At 35.8% G+C, this 13955-nt stretch carries 10 protein-coding genes; 4 read left to right on the forward strand and 6 right to left on the reverse strand.

The window, feature by feature from the left end; translation table 11 throughout:
• Positions 1 to 17: 17 nt before the first annotated feature.
• The 3 genes from EWU22_RS07305 to EWU22_RS07315 all read left to right on the forward strand — a co-directional run bounded on the left by EWU22_RS07305 (position 18) and on the right by EWU22_RS07315 (position 2843).
• Entirely contained in the window at positions 18 to 1445 is a 1428-nt protein-coding gene (locus EWU22_RS07305) for an amidohydrolase (protein WP_130925029.1), read from the forward strand.
• Between the two features lie 12 nt (positions 1446 to 1457).
• Positions 1458 to 1982: a hypothetical protein gene (locus EWU22_RS07310; protein ID WP_130925030.1), complete on the forward strand. Its 525-nt coding sequence runs from the start codon at positions 1458 to 1460 to the stop codon at positions 1980 to 1982.
• 195 nt (positions 1983 to 2177) lie between these two features.
• Entirely contained in the window at positions 2178 to 2843 is a 666-nt protein-coding gene (locus EWU22_RS07315; RefSeq protein WP_130925031.1) for a TetR/AcrR family transcriptional regulator, read from the forward strand.
• Positions 2844 to 3188: 345 nt separating this feature from the next.
• Here EWU22_RS07315 and EWU22_RS07320 read toward each other — a convergent pair whose 3' ends face one another.
• From EWU22_RS07320 to EWU22_RS07345, 6 genes are all read right to left on the reverse strand, one after another.
• A complete protein-coding gene (locus tag EWU22_RS07320) occupies positions 3189 to 5573 on the reverse strand; it encodes a zinc-dependent metalloprotease (protein WP_130925032.1) in 2385 nt (794 codons plus the stop codon).
• Between the two features lie 205 nt (positions 5574 to 5778).
• Positions 5779 to 7206, reverse strand: a complete 1428-nt coding sequence (locus EWU22_RS07325; RefSeq protein ID WP_231962813.1) for a glycosyltransferase family 2 protein — start codon at positions 7204 to 7206, stop codon at positions 5779 to 5781.
• Position 7207: 1 nt separating this feature from the next.
• Complete coding sequence (locus EWU22_RS07330) at positions 7208 to 8050, reverse strand: hypothetical protein (RefSeq protein WP_130925033.1); 843 nt, start codon at positions 8048 to 8050, stop codon at positions 7208 to 7210.
• A gap of 16 nt (positions 8051 to 8066) precedes the next feature.
• Positions 8067 to 8426: a response regulator transcription factor gene (locus EWU22_RS07335; RefSeq protein WP_130925034.1), complete on the reverse strand. Its 360-nt coding sequence runs from the start codon at positions 8424 to 8426 to the stop codon at positions 8067 to 8069.
• A 70-nt stretch (positions 8427 to 8496) separates the two neighbouring features.
• Positions 8497 to 12108 carry a PAS domain S-box protein gene (locus EWU22_RS07340; protein ID WP_130925035.1) on the reverse strand — a complete coding sequence of 1204 codons (3612 nt, stop codon included), beginning with the start codon at positions 12106 to 12108 and terminating at the stop codon, positions 8497 to 8499.
• 255 nt (positions 12109 to 12363) lie between these two features.
• Positions 12364 to 12681 carry a hypothetical protein gene (locus EWU22_RS07345; RefSeq protein ID WP_130925036.1) on the reverse strand — a complete coding sequence of 106 codons (318 nt, stop codon included), beginning with the start codon at positions 12679 to 12681 and terminating at the stop codon, positions 12364 to 12366.
• Positions 12682 to 12844: 163 nt separating this feature from the next.
• On the opposite strand from EWU22_RS07345, the gene EWU22_RS07350 reads away from it, so the two are divergent.
• The gene (locus tag EWU22_RS07350) at positions 12845 to 13930 is read left to right on the forward strand and encodes a helix-turn-helix transcriptional regulator (protein WP_130925037.1); all 1086 of its coding nucleotides are present in this window, start codon (positions 12845 to 12847) and stop codon (positions 13928 to 13930) included.
• The last annotated feature ends 25 nt before the right edge of the window (positions 13931 to 13955 follow it).

The raw sequence follows: 13955 nt of genomic DNA on the forward strand, positions 1-13955 counted from the left end.
ATCAACGAATTAAACCTATGAAACATTTACTATCAATTATCCTGATTTGTGTAAGCTTTTCGATATTGGCCCAAGAGGCAGATAAGAAAAAAGTTATTCAGCGAATTCAACAAAGAGAAAGTCAATACGGACAAATTGCCAACCAAATCTGGAAATACGCCGAAGTTGGCTATAAGGAAAAACAAAGTTCTGCTTTGCTACAAGAAACTTTGCGAAAGGCTGGTTTTACTATTGAACCAGGTGTTGCAGATATTCCTACGGCTTTTGTGGCGACATTCGGACAAGGGAAACCGGTTATTGGTATTATGGGAGAATATGATGCCTTGCCTGGGATGTCGCAAGATTCTATTCCAATCAAACGCAGCTTAGGGAACACAGCAGGGCATGCCTGTGGACATCATTTATTTGGAACGGGTTCTGCCGCTGCAGTCATTGCAGTAAAGGAGTGGATGCAAGAAACTGGTCAAATAGGTACGATCAAATTTTATGGTTGTCCTGCTGAAGAAGGAGGATCAGGTAAAGTATATATGGTCCGTGCTGGATTATTTTCTCAGGCGGATGTTATGTTACATTGGCACCCAAACAATCAGCATGTGATTTCCATGAGCAATTCCTTAGCGAATAAGGCAGGGAAGTTCCGTTTTTATGGATTAGCTTCTCACGCAGCAGCTTCCCCAGAAAGAGGCAGGTCTGCTTTAGATGCGGTTGAAGCAATGAACTACATGGCCAATATGATGCGAGAACATATTCCATCGACCACTCGTATGCATTATGTCATTACCAATGGAGGAAAAGCGCCTAATATTGTGCCTGATTTTGCGGAAGTTTATTATTATGTTCGATCGCCGAAAAGGGATATTGTTATGGATGTTTGGGATCGATTGGAAAATGCAGCTAAAGGTGCAGCATTAGGTACAGGAACCAAGTATGAAGCTGAAGTGATTGGTGGAGTATATGAAATGTTGCCCAATGATCGTTTGGCTCGACTAATGCATGCCAATTTGCAATGGGTGGGTGGATATACCTTGACACCATCAGAATTGGCTTTTGCCAAACAAATTCAACAAACAGAAGGAATGGAAATAGTGGATTTGACTAGCACCAGTCAAATCAAGGGATTGAACGATGGCGATAATTTAGCAACAGGCTCTACCGATGTGGCTGATGTAAGTTGGACTGTTCCAACGATAGGACTTGGAACTGCGGCATGGGTACCAGGTACAAGCGCACATAGTTGGCAAGCTGTGGCGGCAGGAGGTACTTCCATTGGTAGGAAAGGGATGATGATTGCCGCAAAAACCTTGGCCTCTACAGCCATTGATTTATTTAAACATCCAGAATGGGTAAAAGAAGCCAAAGCCGAGTTTGAACAAAGGAGAGGTCCCAATTTTGTGTATAAATCTCTATTGGGAAACCGTCAACCAGCTTTGAATTACCGAGATTAATCTATTTCTAGCATGAAATATTGGGGATGTATCATCTTAAATTTGGTTCTATATCAGTTTGTATATGCTCAAACGACTTCTCCGCTTACAATAGAAACGGATGAATATTCAAGCTACATCATTCCAAGTCTTGAGAATGGAATCTTATTACTAGAGGCTAATCAAGATGATTTTAAAGGTTTGATGAAACAGTATCGTTATCAAATACTACAAAGAGGAAATGAATTAGAGTATTTATCTCCCTCAAGTCGAGTCAATCAAATGCGATTAATCCGGAAGGAAAATCATCAAATTCAGTTTTTATTTTCCCCTACAAAGCTAAGTTTAGTTAAACAATTGGAGGAATCGATTTCAGGAAGTAGCACATCTATTGTCAAAGATTCCAGCGGAATGACTTGGTATAACTATCATTTTTCAGAGCATAATTACGTTAAAAATTTGCTCATTGGAATTAAAATGGAAGCAGATAAAGAAGATCGAGTGGGAAGAACATGGGATATTTGGTCAACTACAATAGTTTTTTCAAAGAAACCCTAAAAAACAAAAAAGCTCCTATTCAAAAAATAAGAGCTTGATGCATTCCTGTGTTCTATAATTGTCTTTATAACTGTGGTCGTTGGTATTTTGTTTTAATGGCTTCGATTTTTTTGAAATCTAATGTATCAAAATTATATATTGAATTGTAAATAAAAAATATTTTTTTTATTATTACCTAATTTTTATAATATAATCATGGATAAATACCAAAGGAAAGGAGAGAGGAGTCGTGAAAATATTATTTTACAAGCGTCTGAAGTATTGAATACTTATGGTTCATCTATCACCATAGATGAAATAGCACGCTATACAGAAATCACTAAAAGTAAGATTACCAATCACTTTTCTACGAAAGAAAATCTGCATATAGCTATTACAGAATTGTATATTCGGGATATTCAGCAATATTTTGATTCCATCATTTTTTCAGATCATTTTAATTGGAAAGAATACATTGGTATTTTATCGGATATCATGGATATTCAATTTAAGTATCGAAGTGCCATCATGTTTATTTGGACAGCCTCTTTTAAAGATGAAGCATTTATGCAGGTAATCAATGAATCCTTTAATCTTCGAAAGCATAGTATGATTGGCCTATTTAAAAAATTGGTTCAGGAAAATTATTTGTTGGACTCTGTCTTTCAAGAAAAGAATTTTAAGATATTTTATCACCAACATGCCATATTAGGAGTACATTGGTTAAATACTTACTTATTATTTGATTATCGTAAAAGTTTACAGGAGGTTAAACCTACATATTTAGCTGGAACCATCGAAATTTATAAACCCTATTTAAGTGAAAAAGGATTAGCCGAATTTGAATCCCTGAATTTAGAGGAGTTTTTGAAAAATAGGTAATCAAAGAACAGAGTATAAGTATTCAAAAAGAGGATTGATTTTTGATGAAAAAAAAGCTCTTATTCATTGAATAAGAGCTTTTTGCATCCCTGTGTTCTATAATTAATATTGTTAATCGCGGCTAAGTATTTCTTTTTTTATCTGACAGGAATTACCCTTTCTGATTAATGAATCAAAATTATACAATAGATTTTGAATAAAAAATTATTTTTTTATTTTTCATCAAAAAGTGATTAAAGTCATATAAATAGTTATAAATCAAGTGCTTATTTTATATAAATATACTATTTTGAGGATTTTTAGGTAATCTAAATAGCCTTGGATTTCATCATAACAAGGTTGAAATTAATAGCAATCCATTCCAATCGGTGCGCCATCTGGAATAGTGGGACTAGCCAAAGCTTTCCATTCGGTAGGATTAGATAAGGCTGCTTGAATATATTGTTGCATATATTGGGCAAATGGATTCAGAGCTGATTTCTTAGCATAGTATTGTTGCCATTTTTTTAGACCTACCAGAATCTCCACTTTGGCCAAAGGAGCAAGATTGGGAGCTTGTAGCGTATTTAGCAGAGCTTCACAAATTTTGTAATTAATGGTTTCTTGTGCTGCCATTAAATAGCTGTCTGTCCAAGTTTTTTCTATGGTCTGTTGACTGATAAGTTGGAGCATTTCAACTATTCCCAAATTTGTTACATCAAGGACATGATTTTGCTGGATTCTGGAAATCCTATCGGGATGAAATAGGAAGTCTAATGTAAACTCTGCTGCTGTTTCAACAGCTCCTAAGGCATCAAAAGTCAAGCCTGTTTTGCTTTTAAATGACTCTCTTGTTCTAGGAAAACCAAAGGCTCTAGGAGGGAACAAGCTTAGTTTTTCTTTGGGTATGGCCAATTCATCAGCTTGCAATGTTCTCAATAATTGATGTAGAGCTTCTACTTGCAGTCCTTTGGAGGCAGGTTTTAGCACTAATTCTTTTCCTCCCTTAATCGCATAATTATATTCATATCCGCCTACCATTTTCGTAACAGCTTCTGTTTGATAACGGTGCATAAAATATAGTGGAACAAACATATCCTCTAATTTAGAATAGCTTTCTCCCTCGCGCATATTGTCGGCGGAAAACTGTTTAATTGCTTGTTTTCTAACAGCCAAGATACGTGCTAATTCATCTACCACTGTATTTCCATTATCCCATAAATGTGCATATATATGAGCTCCTCCAGGATTTCTTGCGTCAAAGTCGGTGATAAACCTTAATCCTTTTTCATAGGCATTATCCAAAATTTTGGGTAATTCTGAGTCGCTATGTTGACCGTAAGCATAATCTACAGCTACTTTATCCCATTCTCCAATGTTACGATCATAGGCTTTAGTCAAATCGATTTCAGTTCCTGAAAATGCAACTTTCGGATGAGGGTAATCCATGACGCTGGAGTTCCCTTTAGCGCTAGCGGCATAATTATGAGCAAAACCCAACGTATGGCCGATTTCATGGGCTGCTAATTGACGTATCCTTGCTAATGCCATATCTAGCATCGGTTGATTATTTTTATTGTCTTTAGCATAAGGGGCATTCATAAGCGATTGAGCAATCATAAAATCTTGTCGAATTCGTAAACTTCCCAAACTCACATGACCTTTAATAATTTCCCCAGTTCTTGGATCAGAGATACTGGCACCATAGCTCCAGCCCCGTGTTGAACGATGAACCCATTGGATCACATGGTATCTTACATCCATGGGATCTGCATCATCAGGTAAGATTTTTACTTGAAAGGCATTTCGATAACCAATAGCTTCAAATGCCTGATTCCACCATCTGCCTCCCTCTAATAGGGCAGAGCGAATGGGTTCAGGTGTACCATTATCTAAGTAGTAAATGATTGGATTGACAGCTTCACTAACGGCCAATTCTGGATTTTTCTTTTCTAGACGATGCCGAGTGATCCATTTTTTTTCAATAGATTCTGTTACTGGAGTGGCATAGTCCATAAACGTTAAAGCATTTGAACCAGACCTTGGGTCATAAACTCTAGGTTTATATTGATTGTCAGGCAATTCTATCAACGAATGGTGTTCTACCACGGTAACATAATCTGGATTAGGAGTAACCGAACGAATTTCAGCACCTGTGCCATTCCCCGAAAAGGTAAGTCGTGTTTCAAATTCTGAGTTTTTAGGAAACGACTTGGTTCTTTCTAACAATAAAGAACTTCGAGATTTATCCAATTGGAAAGTACCTTGCTTGGCTCTAGTCAAGGTTTTTAAGACCCCATGGGCATCTTGAAATAAAAAATCAGTGGCATCAATGATATAGTGGCCGTTTTCTTGTCCTTCTATTTTAAAGCCAAAAAGTACAGATTTGGCAAAGGCCTGTTGGACCGACATTTTTTCCAAAGGGTTATTCGTATTAGCACGATATTGATAATTAGGCTGCACGAGGAAAATTTTGTTTCCTTGTTTCTCAAAGTACACCACTTGTTCATTTCCTAATTGACCTCTGTCTAAGCCTAAATCATTGTTTCCCACTCCCTGACTTAAGGAATAAACATATAGAAACTCCTGATTGAGTTTATCAACTGACAAATAGATTTTGTCAGAACTTTCATCATAATAGAAATTGAAAAATCCAGTATATGCTTTCATGGATTTTAATTTTTCTACCACCTGACCAGGTGCCTGATAACTTAGTAAAACAGCGAGCAATAGTAGTTTAAATGCTTTCATGGATGAAGAATGTAGAATGAAGAATGTAGAATTAGTTATTAGGGTTCAGCTATTAGTTATTAGAGTTTAGTAGGTATTAGATTTAGGGTTTAAATATTAGTGTTTAGTAATTAAGCATACTCAAAATTATACGCAACCTTTTTATTCTCTAATAACTAATAGCTAATAGCTAATAGCTAATAACATACCATTTATAACTTATAATTTACAATTTCTTATTAAATCCTTTTCTCGTCATTTCACCCCAGGAATGAGTTCCTTTAATCTTATCGACATAGCCTTTAAATGCAGAAAAGACACTTAATGGATGAAAATAAAAAGGTTCAATGAAGGCAGCACCTAGAAGTTTTAAGAAGTCATCAACCTTGGTATATTTATGAAAGGTTCTTTCCTCGGTAAAAAGAGTTAGAATGGAAAAAAGTATGGCAAATGAATACACGAAAATCATGAGAAGGAAGAAATAATGCCAATTCATCATGCCAACCAAAATAAAATATAGGGTGGCTAAAATTCCAATAACTTCTGCTAAGGGCGCGAAAAATTCAAAAAATGTCCAATACGGAACGCTAACCAATCCCAATAATTTGTATTTAGGATTCATGAACATAATGCGATGTTCCCATAAAGTTTCAATTGTTCCCCGCATCCACCTACTCCTTTGTTTATTGAAAATATCTAGCGATTCAGGAGCTTCTGTCCAGCAAAGAGGGTCAGGGATATAACTCACAGTATAGGCGAGTTTTTTTTCATGCATATACCGACGCATTCTAACCACCAGCTCCATGTCTTCTCCTACAGTTTTAGTATTATACCCTCCACAAGCAACCACAATTTCCTTATCAAATGCTCCAAAGGCCCCACTGATAAGTAAAAGTCCATCCAGCCTTTCCCATGCCATTCTTCCTAATAAAAAGGCTCGCAAATATTCCAAAACCTGAATACGAGGCATTAATTTATCGGGAATATTGACTTCAATTAATCGCCCATCTTTGATGATACATTGATTCGCAATTCGAACGACTCCTCCCGTAGCGATGACCCTTTTGTGGCTCGTTTCCATAAAGGGCTTCACTAATTTTAGCAAAGCATCTTTATCCAATATGCAGTCCACATCAATACAAACTACATAGGGGTGTTTGGAAATATTTATGCCTACATTGAGCGCATCCGCCTTTCCTCCATTTTCTTTATCTACCACAATTAGCTTATTGAAGGCAGGATTTTGAGATTGATAAACGGCTTTGATGGTTTTTGTAGGAATAGAGCCAACTTTATCCAGTTGTAATGGTACCAGATCATAAGTTGCCTTCAAGATTTCTATAGAATTATCCTTACTGCCATCATTGACAACAATCACTTCATAATGATTGTAATTCAGAGATAAGAGAGATTTTACATTTTCTTCAATAGTCAATCCCTCATTATATGCTGGGGCAATGATGGATAAAAAGGGGGCATATTCACTGGAAAGTAGAACTTCGTAGTTTTCGAAACTATTTCGCTTTAAATAAGCTTTCAATTCTTTGACAGACAAAAACGCGAGGTACAAATAGGATGACATGATTGTCACAGCATAGGCTAAGGCTATGCCTAAATATAACTCAACCGGGAAAGGTAAATTGGATGATCCCATATCAATTTATTTCTTTGCCATAAGAATTGAAATTAACTAATAGATTTTCAGCTTCCTGCTGAATATGTCTGGCATGTTTGTGTTGTAATAAAGCTTCTACATGAGACTGTTTTTCAAATAGTTTAAAGGTATGAATGATTTTTAAACCTAGACTAATCACTGAATTGTTTTTTGATTCAAGCAAAAGTTCAATATTTTGGGTATCCAATAATGATGTTTTTTTTAGGGCATCAATAATGTTTAACTGGGTCCATAAATCAATGGTATATTTATGTTTAGCGAGGTGAATGATACCTTGGGGACCATTGATTTTAATGCAGCCATTCAAGGCATTGATTTTTAAAATGGGATGATTGGATTTGGATAACTCCACCAAATGCTCATAGGCTCTTTTGATATTCATTTCTGTCAATTCTTTGATTCCCTTACATTTTATTTCCCAATTCTTGTTTCGCAATTTGACAAAGGAATCAGCCATTAACTGAGATTCTACATAAAATTCGCGAAGGCTTTCTGCATATTCTCCTTCATAATTTTGATGTAAATTAATGACAGACTCCATCAACTGAGCTCTAAATTGAGGGATAGAAAATAAGCGCAACAGCTTTTTGTCTTCCATTAAATCAACATGGTTTTTGTCATTAAATAGAATTTCCAACAAGAGGTTATTGATGGTTTCTGAATTTTTTTCAAAATGTACAGCTTGCCGAATATGGTACAATCGACTCAAGACAATGGCAATAAATAGAATAATGGAAACAATCGTAAATACTGAAATAGCCCCCACAATAATAAAATCTGCAGGGTCTAATTCAGAAAAGAATTGCAAACTGTATGCTAACATCTGCGCTGTGCTATTTCTATTTATTCAGTAATTTATTCATTCTAATCAATAAAATCGCAGGACTTACCGGTTTTGCGATAAATTCATTAGCTCCAATTCGAAATGAATCTAATTCTGTTTGTTCTACGGTAGAGGAGGTGAAAATAATAACAGGAGTTTCTAAATGGAGTGTATTTCGGACATACTCCGTTATCTCCAATCCACTAAATCCAGGCATGTTGATGTCTGTTAAAATGATATCATAAGAATGCTCTTTGATGGATTCCAGAGCTTCTTTCCCATTACTAAAAGGGCTTACTTCAAAACCTTGCTTCTTTAAGAAGAAGGAAAGGGAAGTTCTTAATATTTCATTGTCTTCAGCGAGTAATACTTTCATTTGGTAAAATTTTAAAGAACTAGCCTAGCATTGGAATAAATTCAATAGCTAGACCTTAGTATGAGGTAGATTAGAGTAAATTTTTTAATGACAAAATAACGGACTGTATATATGTTTGGAAATCTTGAAAGTTTTTAGGCAATTGAGAATCCATGATTTCACCTGCTGCCTGTTGTTCTGTAGCTTCTAAGAATTGTATTCCCTTGGCTAATTGAAACATAGCTAATGAAGATTTCATGTGATGAGCTGATTTTTTGATTTGAGCCTGATTTTTTTCTTGAATAGCTTGGGCTAGTTCTTGTAAATCAACCGGTACATTTTTGATAAAAAGCTCCATCATTTCTTTTTTAAAATCAGCATCTCCACCAGATAATTCATCTAAATAAGTAAAATCAATAGGTGCCAGTTTTTCTTCTAAAGACTCTTTTGAACTAGTGTCCTCTTGACTTTGATCCGTAGAAGCTCGTTGTTTTTTAATGACATCTTGTATCGCTTCAAACAGTTCATACTGTTTAAATGGTTTGGCTACATAGGCATTCATTCCAATATCAAAACATTTCTGTTGTTCACCCACCAAGGAGTGAGCCGTCATCGCTATAATGGGAATGCTCATTTTGAGCTCATTCCGAATCATAATGGTTGTTTGATAACCATCTTGTACGGGCATCTGTAAATCCATCAAGACGAGGTCGTACTTTTTCTTCTTAATCAATTCAATGCCTAATTGCCCATTGTCTGCAATATCGATATCAAATCCAAAGTTTTGAACCACTGTTCTAGCTAGACGCTGGTTTAATTCATTGTCTTCACACAACAGAATAGACAATTTTCCGAGTTCATTGTCTAAGGTATTGTGTTGATCTTTCAATTCTTTATTATTATCAAAGAATTTTTTGAACTCTAGACTAAAATAGAATTCAGACCCTTGACCTAATTTACTTTTTACTTCTAGCTTCCCATGCTGAAGCTCAACCATTTGTTTGGCAATATTCAAACCAAGGCCCGTTCCTCCAAATTTTCTCGTAGTGCTTTCTTCTGCTTGTCTGAACCTTTCAAAGATGCTTTCTAGCTTGGATTCTGCAATTCCAATACCCGTATCTTTTACTGAAAAACGAAGTGTGATGGTTTGGTCAGTTTCGGCTGTTTTTTTAACAGAAATAACCACTTCACCCTCTTCTGTAAATTTGATGGCATTTCCAGCCAAATTCATCAAAATTTGATTGATTCTAATCTTATCACCAATAATTGTCTCTGGAATTTCTGCATCCAATAATAAGCTAAAATCCAGTTGATTCTTTTGGGCTTTTACTTTGAGTAATTCATGTACATGCTTCAGTGTATTTTTCACATTGAAAGGATGTTCTTCTATGTGCAATTGGCCCGAATCAATTTTGGATAAGTCTAGTATCTCATTGATAATAACTAATAAATTATCACCCGCAGTCTGAATATGTTCCACATATTCTTTCTGCTCCTGGGATAAATCACTTTGCGTCAAAAGTTCGGTAAAGCCAATAACCGCATTCAAAGGTGTTCTGATTTCATGGCTCATGTTTGCTAAGAAACTATCTTTTGCAAATACCGCTTGCTCTGCTAAGTTTTTAGCTTGAATCAATTCATTCTCTACTTGTTTTTTAAGTGTATTATCTTCTGCCACTCCCAAGTACCCTAAGATTTCTCCATTGACATGTCGAATGCATGTTACGCTTAGCCAAACGGGAATACGTTTTCCCGATTTTGAAATATATGTCCACTCATTTGCATCTGCAACACCTTTACTCCTAGCTTTAATGACAAAGGTTTCAAAACTAGGTTTAAGATCAATCCCCAGTTCCGAGCTTAAGTCTTTGGCTCTTTTTTTGATTTCTTCTGGATCATGAAATAGGGCAGGAGTGGCTTTTCCGATGAGATCACCGCTCTTATATTCCAACAAATTCAAAGCAGCTTGATTGATGTTTTGAATGACTCCCTGGGTATCAGTAAATATAACACACAAGCCAACTCCATAGAAAATGGCTTTCTGTGTCGCCAGCAAATTGGCAATATTACTGTCTTTTTCTTTTTTCTCGGTAATGTCCGATTCAATAGCGATGTAATTGATTAAGTCGCCTTTATCATTATAAATGGGGCTAATATACAGGTCTACCCAATATTCTTTTCCTGCTTTATTGATATTTTGAATTTCCCCTCGAAATGCTTTATGGTGATCAAGCGCTTCTCGGATGGTTTTTTTTGTTTCAGGGCTTGTACCTCCATATTGAACGAGCTCAGCTGGTTTTTTACCCATTGCTTCTTCAAAAGTATAGCCAGTGATTTTTTCAAAGGGTTCGTTAACCCATTGAATTCTTTCTGTTTTGTCCGTTATGACCACCATATTATCGGTAGCACGGGCTACAAATGACAATCGCTTATTTTCTTCAGCTCTTGCTTTGATTTCGGTAATATCCCTAGCTGTGGCAAATAATAGACCTGTTCCTTTATCAGGAGAGGCGTTCCAACTTAAAATTTTATGACCTCCATTTTTGCAAGTAAACCGAGCTTCAAAATTCACAACTTCATGTCCTGCGGCTAAGCTAGAAATGACTTTTTGCGTCGGAAGTACATCTTCTGCTAGGATAAAATCATAAAATGGCCGAGCCATTAATTCTTCATTTGAATAGCCCAATATTTCAGAAAAACTGGGACTTAGTCGTTCGAAATATCCATTGGTGTTAGCGATACACAACAAGTCTTTTGATAAGTCAAAGTATTGTTTGAGCTGATCTTCATCTTGTTTTTGACGGGTAATATCACTTTTTATGGCTAAAAATTTACTAGCTTTTCCCTGTTCATCGAAAATGGGGACAATGGTTAAATCAGCCCAAAATAAACTACCATCCTTGGCTTTATTCTTGATTTCGCCTTTCCAAATAGAACCATTTTGTATGGTTTGCCACATATTGGCAAAATATTCAGGTTGATGGTAGCCTGAATTTAAAATACGATTGTGCTGGCCAATTAATTCATCTTTGCTGAATTTCGTAACTCGACAAGTCGTGTCATTGACAAATTTGATGATTCCATGTTCGTCAGTAATAATGACACAAGATGTTTGATCTAACGCTAATTTATAGGAGTCTAATTCTTGGCTAAGATCTTCCAAAGCCTTTTTAGCTAAAGAGGAAATCTCATTTTTTAATTGAATGTTTTTTTGACGAAGTTCTAGTTGATTGATAACTTGTTTAGAAAGCGTTTGTAGCGACTTTTTCTGCTCCTTGGTCAATTGCCTAGGTACTCGATCTAAAACACATAAAGAACCAATGGCATAGCCATTTGGGTCAATCAGAGGCGCTCCTGCATAAAAGCGGATTTGATCTTGACCAGTAACAAATGGATTATCTTTAAATCGATTGTCTTGAAGCGCATTTTGAACTTCAAATATCGAATCACCCATGATGGTATATTGACAAAAGGAAATATCACGACTGGTCTCCGCATCGGTCATGCCAATTTTGGATTTAAACCATTGTCGATCTTTGTCAATTAAAGAAATTAGTGCAATCGGTACCTGACAAATACTTGAGGCTAAAAGTGTTAAATCATCAAATTCCTCTTCTGAAATGGTATCAAGGATTTTATAATCTAGAAGAGCCGTTAATCTTTCTTCCTCATTTTGAGGAACAGGCAGAATAATAGATTGCATAAGTAGAAGAGTAAATCCGATTAACCTCCAGTTTCGATGGTTGTGAATGACCTAAAGAATTCCAGATGGAATAAGAGGTTGTTGGATAGTACATGATTATATGGAACACTAGGAACAGTAATCTAAATTAGCCAATATTTGTTGAAATAGTATCCTTTACTACCAACAAATATTTAGCGAATTCCTCCTATCTGCCCTTTATTTCCAGAATATGAAATCTTCTCGAAGCTATTAAGTCCCACTCTTATCAGGATTTTATTGACTAATTAATTTTTTTTCATCCAATTCAGAGAAGAGATTCAATCCGCAACCTACCATTAAGTAACTTATATGGGCTGTAACGATGAGGGAATAGTAGCCATCACTTGGGCTTGGTCCAAAAAGATGATAAGGGGCAAAGATTAAATATAGCGACAGCCCTACTAAGAATACGATAGCTGCCAATAGCCACATATTGAGTTTTTTCAATGTTTTTTTTGACCAAATAGCCTTAGCTATGCCTTCTGTAGCATAAAATACAATCCAAATTAGTACTAAACTAAACATCAGTGATTTAAGTAGTCTGGTATTCATGGTATTTAAATTTTTGTTTGATACCCAAAATTCCAATTATACTCCGCCAAAACTTGGCGACTTATGAATTTTTATTACATTGTGATTCGATTCATTCTACATTCTTCATTCTACATTCTTCATTCTCCATTCTTCATTCTACATTCTCCATTCTTCATTCTTCATGCTTTCCCCTTCTGACCGCCTCAAAGAAATTAACAACCTATTTTTACAAAAGGCATTTCAAGTGAATTTTGCTTCTGTAAATGAGTATTTGTCTAAACATTTTGATGTAGCGAGCTACTCAGAGCGTAGTTTTAGTCGAGATTTAAATGCTTTGAAAGAATTATTAAAGCAACGCTATCCTAGTTTGGAAGATGAGATGGGGGAGTTGATTCGATATGCTCGTTCTCAGTATTGTTTTTATTATGTTCGACACGACATTTCAGCTTTTCCCACATTTTCTGAAAAGGAGTTGAATCAGCTTGCTTCTGTGATTGATTTGAATCAACATTTATTTACTGATGGAGCAGGGCAAGGGATTGTCAATAAGTTGAGGGCAATTACCTTAGAAAATAACCTAACTAATTACCATGAAATTAACGCATGGCCGAGCATACAATTAATTAAGGAGGGAGAAAGGTCAGGTTCGGATAAAATTAAACCTATGTTAGAAGCTATTGCTTCAAAAGCTTGCATCGAGTTTTCTTATCAGGGATTGGCTCACTCATCTCGATTAAAGTACTACCAAGGTATTCCTTTGATGATCAAAGAATACAATAATGGGTGGTATACAGGTTGGTACGTGTTGATGCAAGAGGTTAATCTACAAGAAAGAATCGTGAAAACGAATATTAATACGCTTCGCTTGTTTGCTTTGGATCGAATGGATCAGTTAAGAAGGATAGACATGAAATATATGTTACGATTTTCTCCTGATTTCTATCCTCCAGATTATTTTAAAAATATGTTGGGTATTCTTCGAAATAACTTAGTTAATCCAGATATTAAGCCAGAAAAGGTTCAAGTTCGTATTTCAGCCACCAGCTGGATTTTAGAATATTTAACTCAGTACCCACTGCATGTCAGCCAAAAAATGGAAGTGATCGATAATCCACTATCAATGATTATCACTTGGGATATTGAAATTAATGTGGAATTAGAGAGTTTTTTAATGAGGTATGCAAATGATTTGGAAGTATTGTATCCTGAAAATTTAAGGAAGCAGATTAAGGAAAAATTGGAACACGCTCTATCCATGTATCAATAGTAGCAGCTTGAATTACTATCTACGA

Source organism: Aquirufa nivalisilvae, from assembly GCF_004307455.1.
Taxonomy (GTDB): domain Bacteria; phylum Bacteroidota; class Bacteroidia; order Cytophagales; family Spirosomataceae; genus Aquirufa; species Aquirufa nivalisilvae.

Bases quoted from the DNA above. Each gene is read 5' to 3' on its own strand.
- EWU22_RS07335 (WP_130925034.1), bottom strand. From the start codon at position 8,426: ATGAAAGTATTACTCGCTGAAGACAATGAAATATTAAGAACTTCCCTT.
- EWU22_RS07320 (WP_130925032.1), bottom strand. From the start codon at position 5,573: ATGAAAGCATTTAAACTACTATTGCTCGCTGTTTTACTAAGTTATCAG.
- EWU22_RS07345 (WP_130925036.1), bottom strand. From the start codon at position 12,681: ATGAATACCAGACTACTTAAATCACTGATGTTTAGTTTAGTACTAATT.
- EWU22_RS07325 (WP_231962813.1), bottom strand. From the start codon at position 7,206: ATGGGATCATCCAATTTACCTTTCCCGGTTGAGTTATATTTAGGCATA.
- EWU22_RS07310 (WP_130925030.1), top strand. From the start codon at position 1,458: ATGAAATATTGGGGATGTATCATCTTAAATTTGGTTCTATATCAGTTT.
- EWU22_RS07340 (WP_130925035.1), bottom strand. From the start codon at position 12,108: ATGCAATCTATTATTCTGCCTGTTCCTCAAAATGAGGAAGAAAGATTA.
- EWU22_RS07350 (WP_130925037.1), top strand. From the start codon at position 12,845: ATGCTTTCCCCTTCTGACCGCCTCAAAGAAATTAACAACCTATTTTTA.
- EWU22_RS07315 (WP_130925031.1), top strand. From the start codon at position 2,178: ATGGATAAATACCAAAGGAAAGGAGAGAGGAGTCGTGAAAATATTATT.
- EWU22_RS07305 (WP_130925029.1), top strand. From the start codon at position 18: ATGAAACATTTACTATCAATTATCCTGATTTGTGTAAGCTTTTCGATA.
- EWU22_RS07330 (WP_130925033.1), bottom strand. From the start codon at position 8,050: ATGTTAGCATACAGTTTGCAATTCTTTTCTGAATTAGACCCTGCAGAT.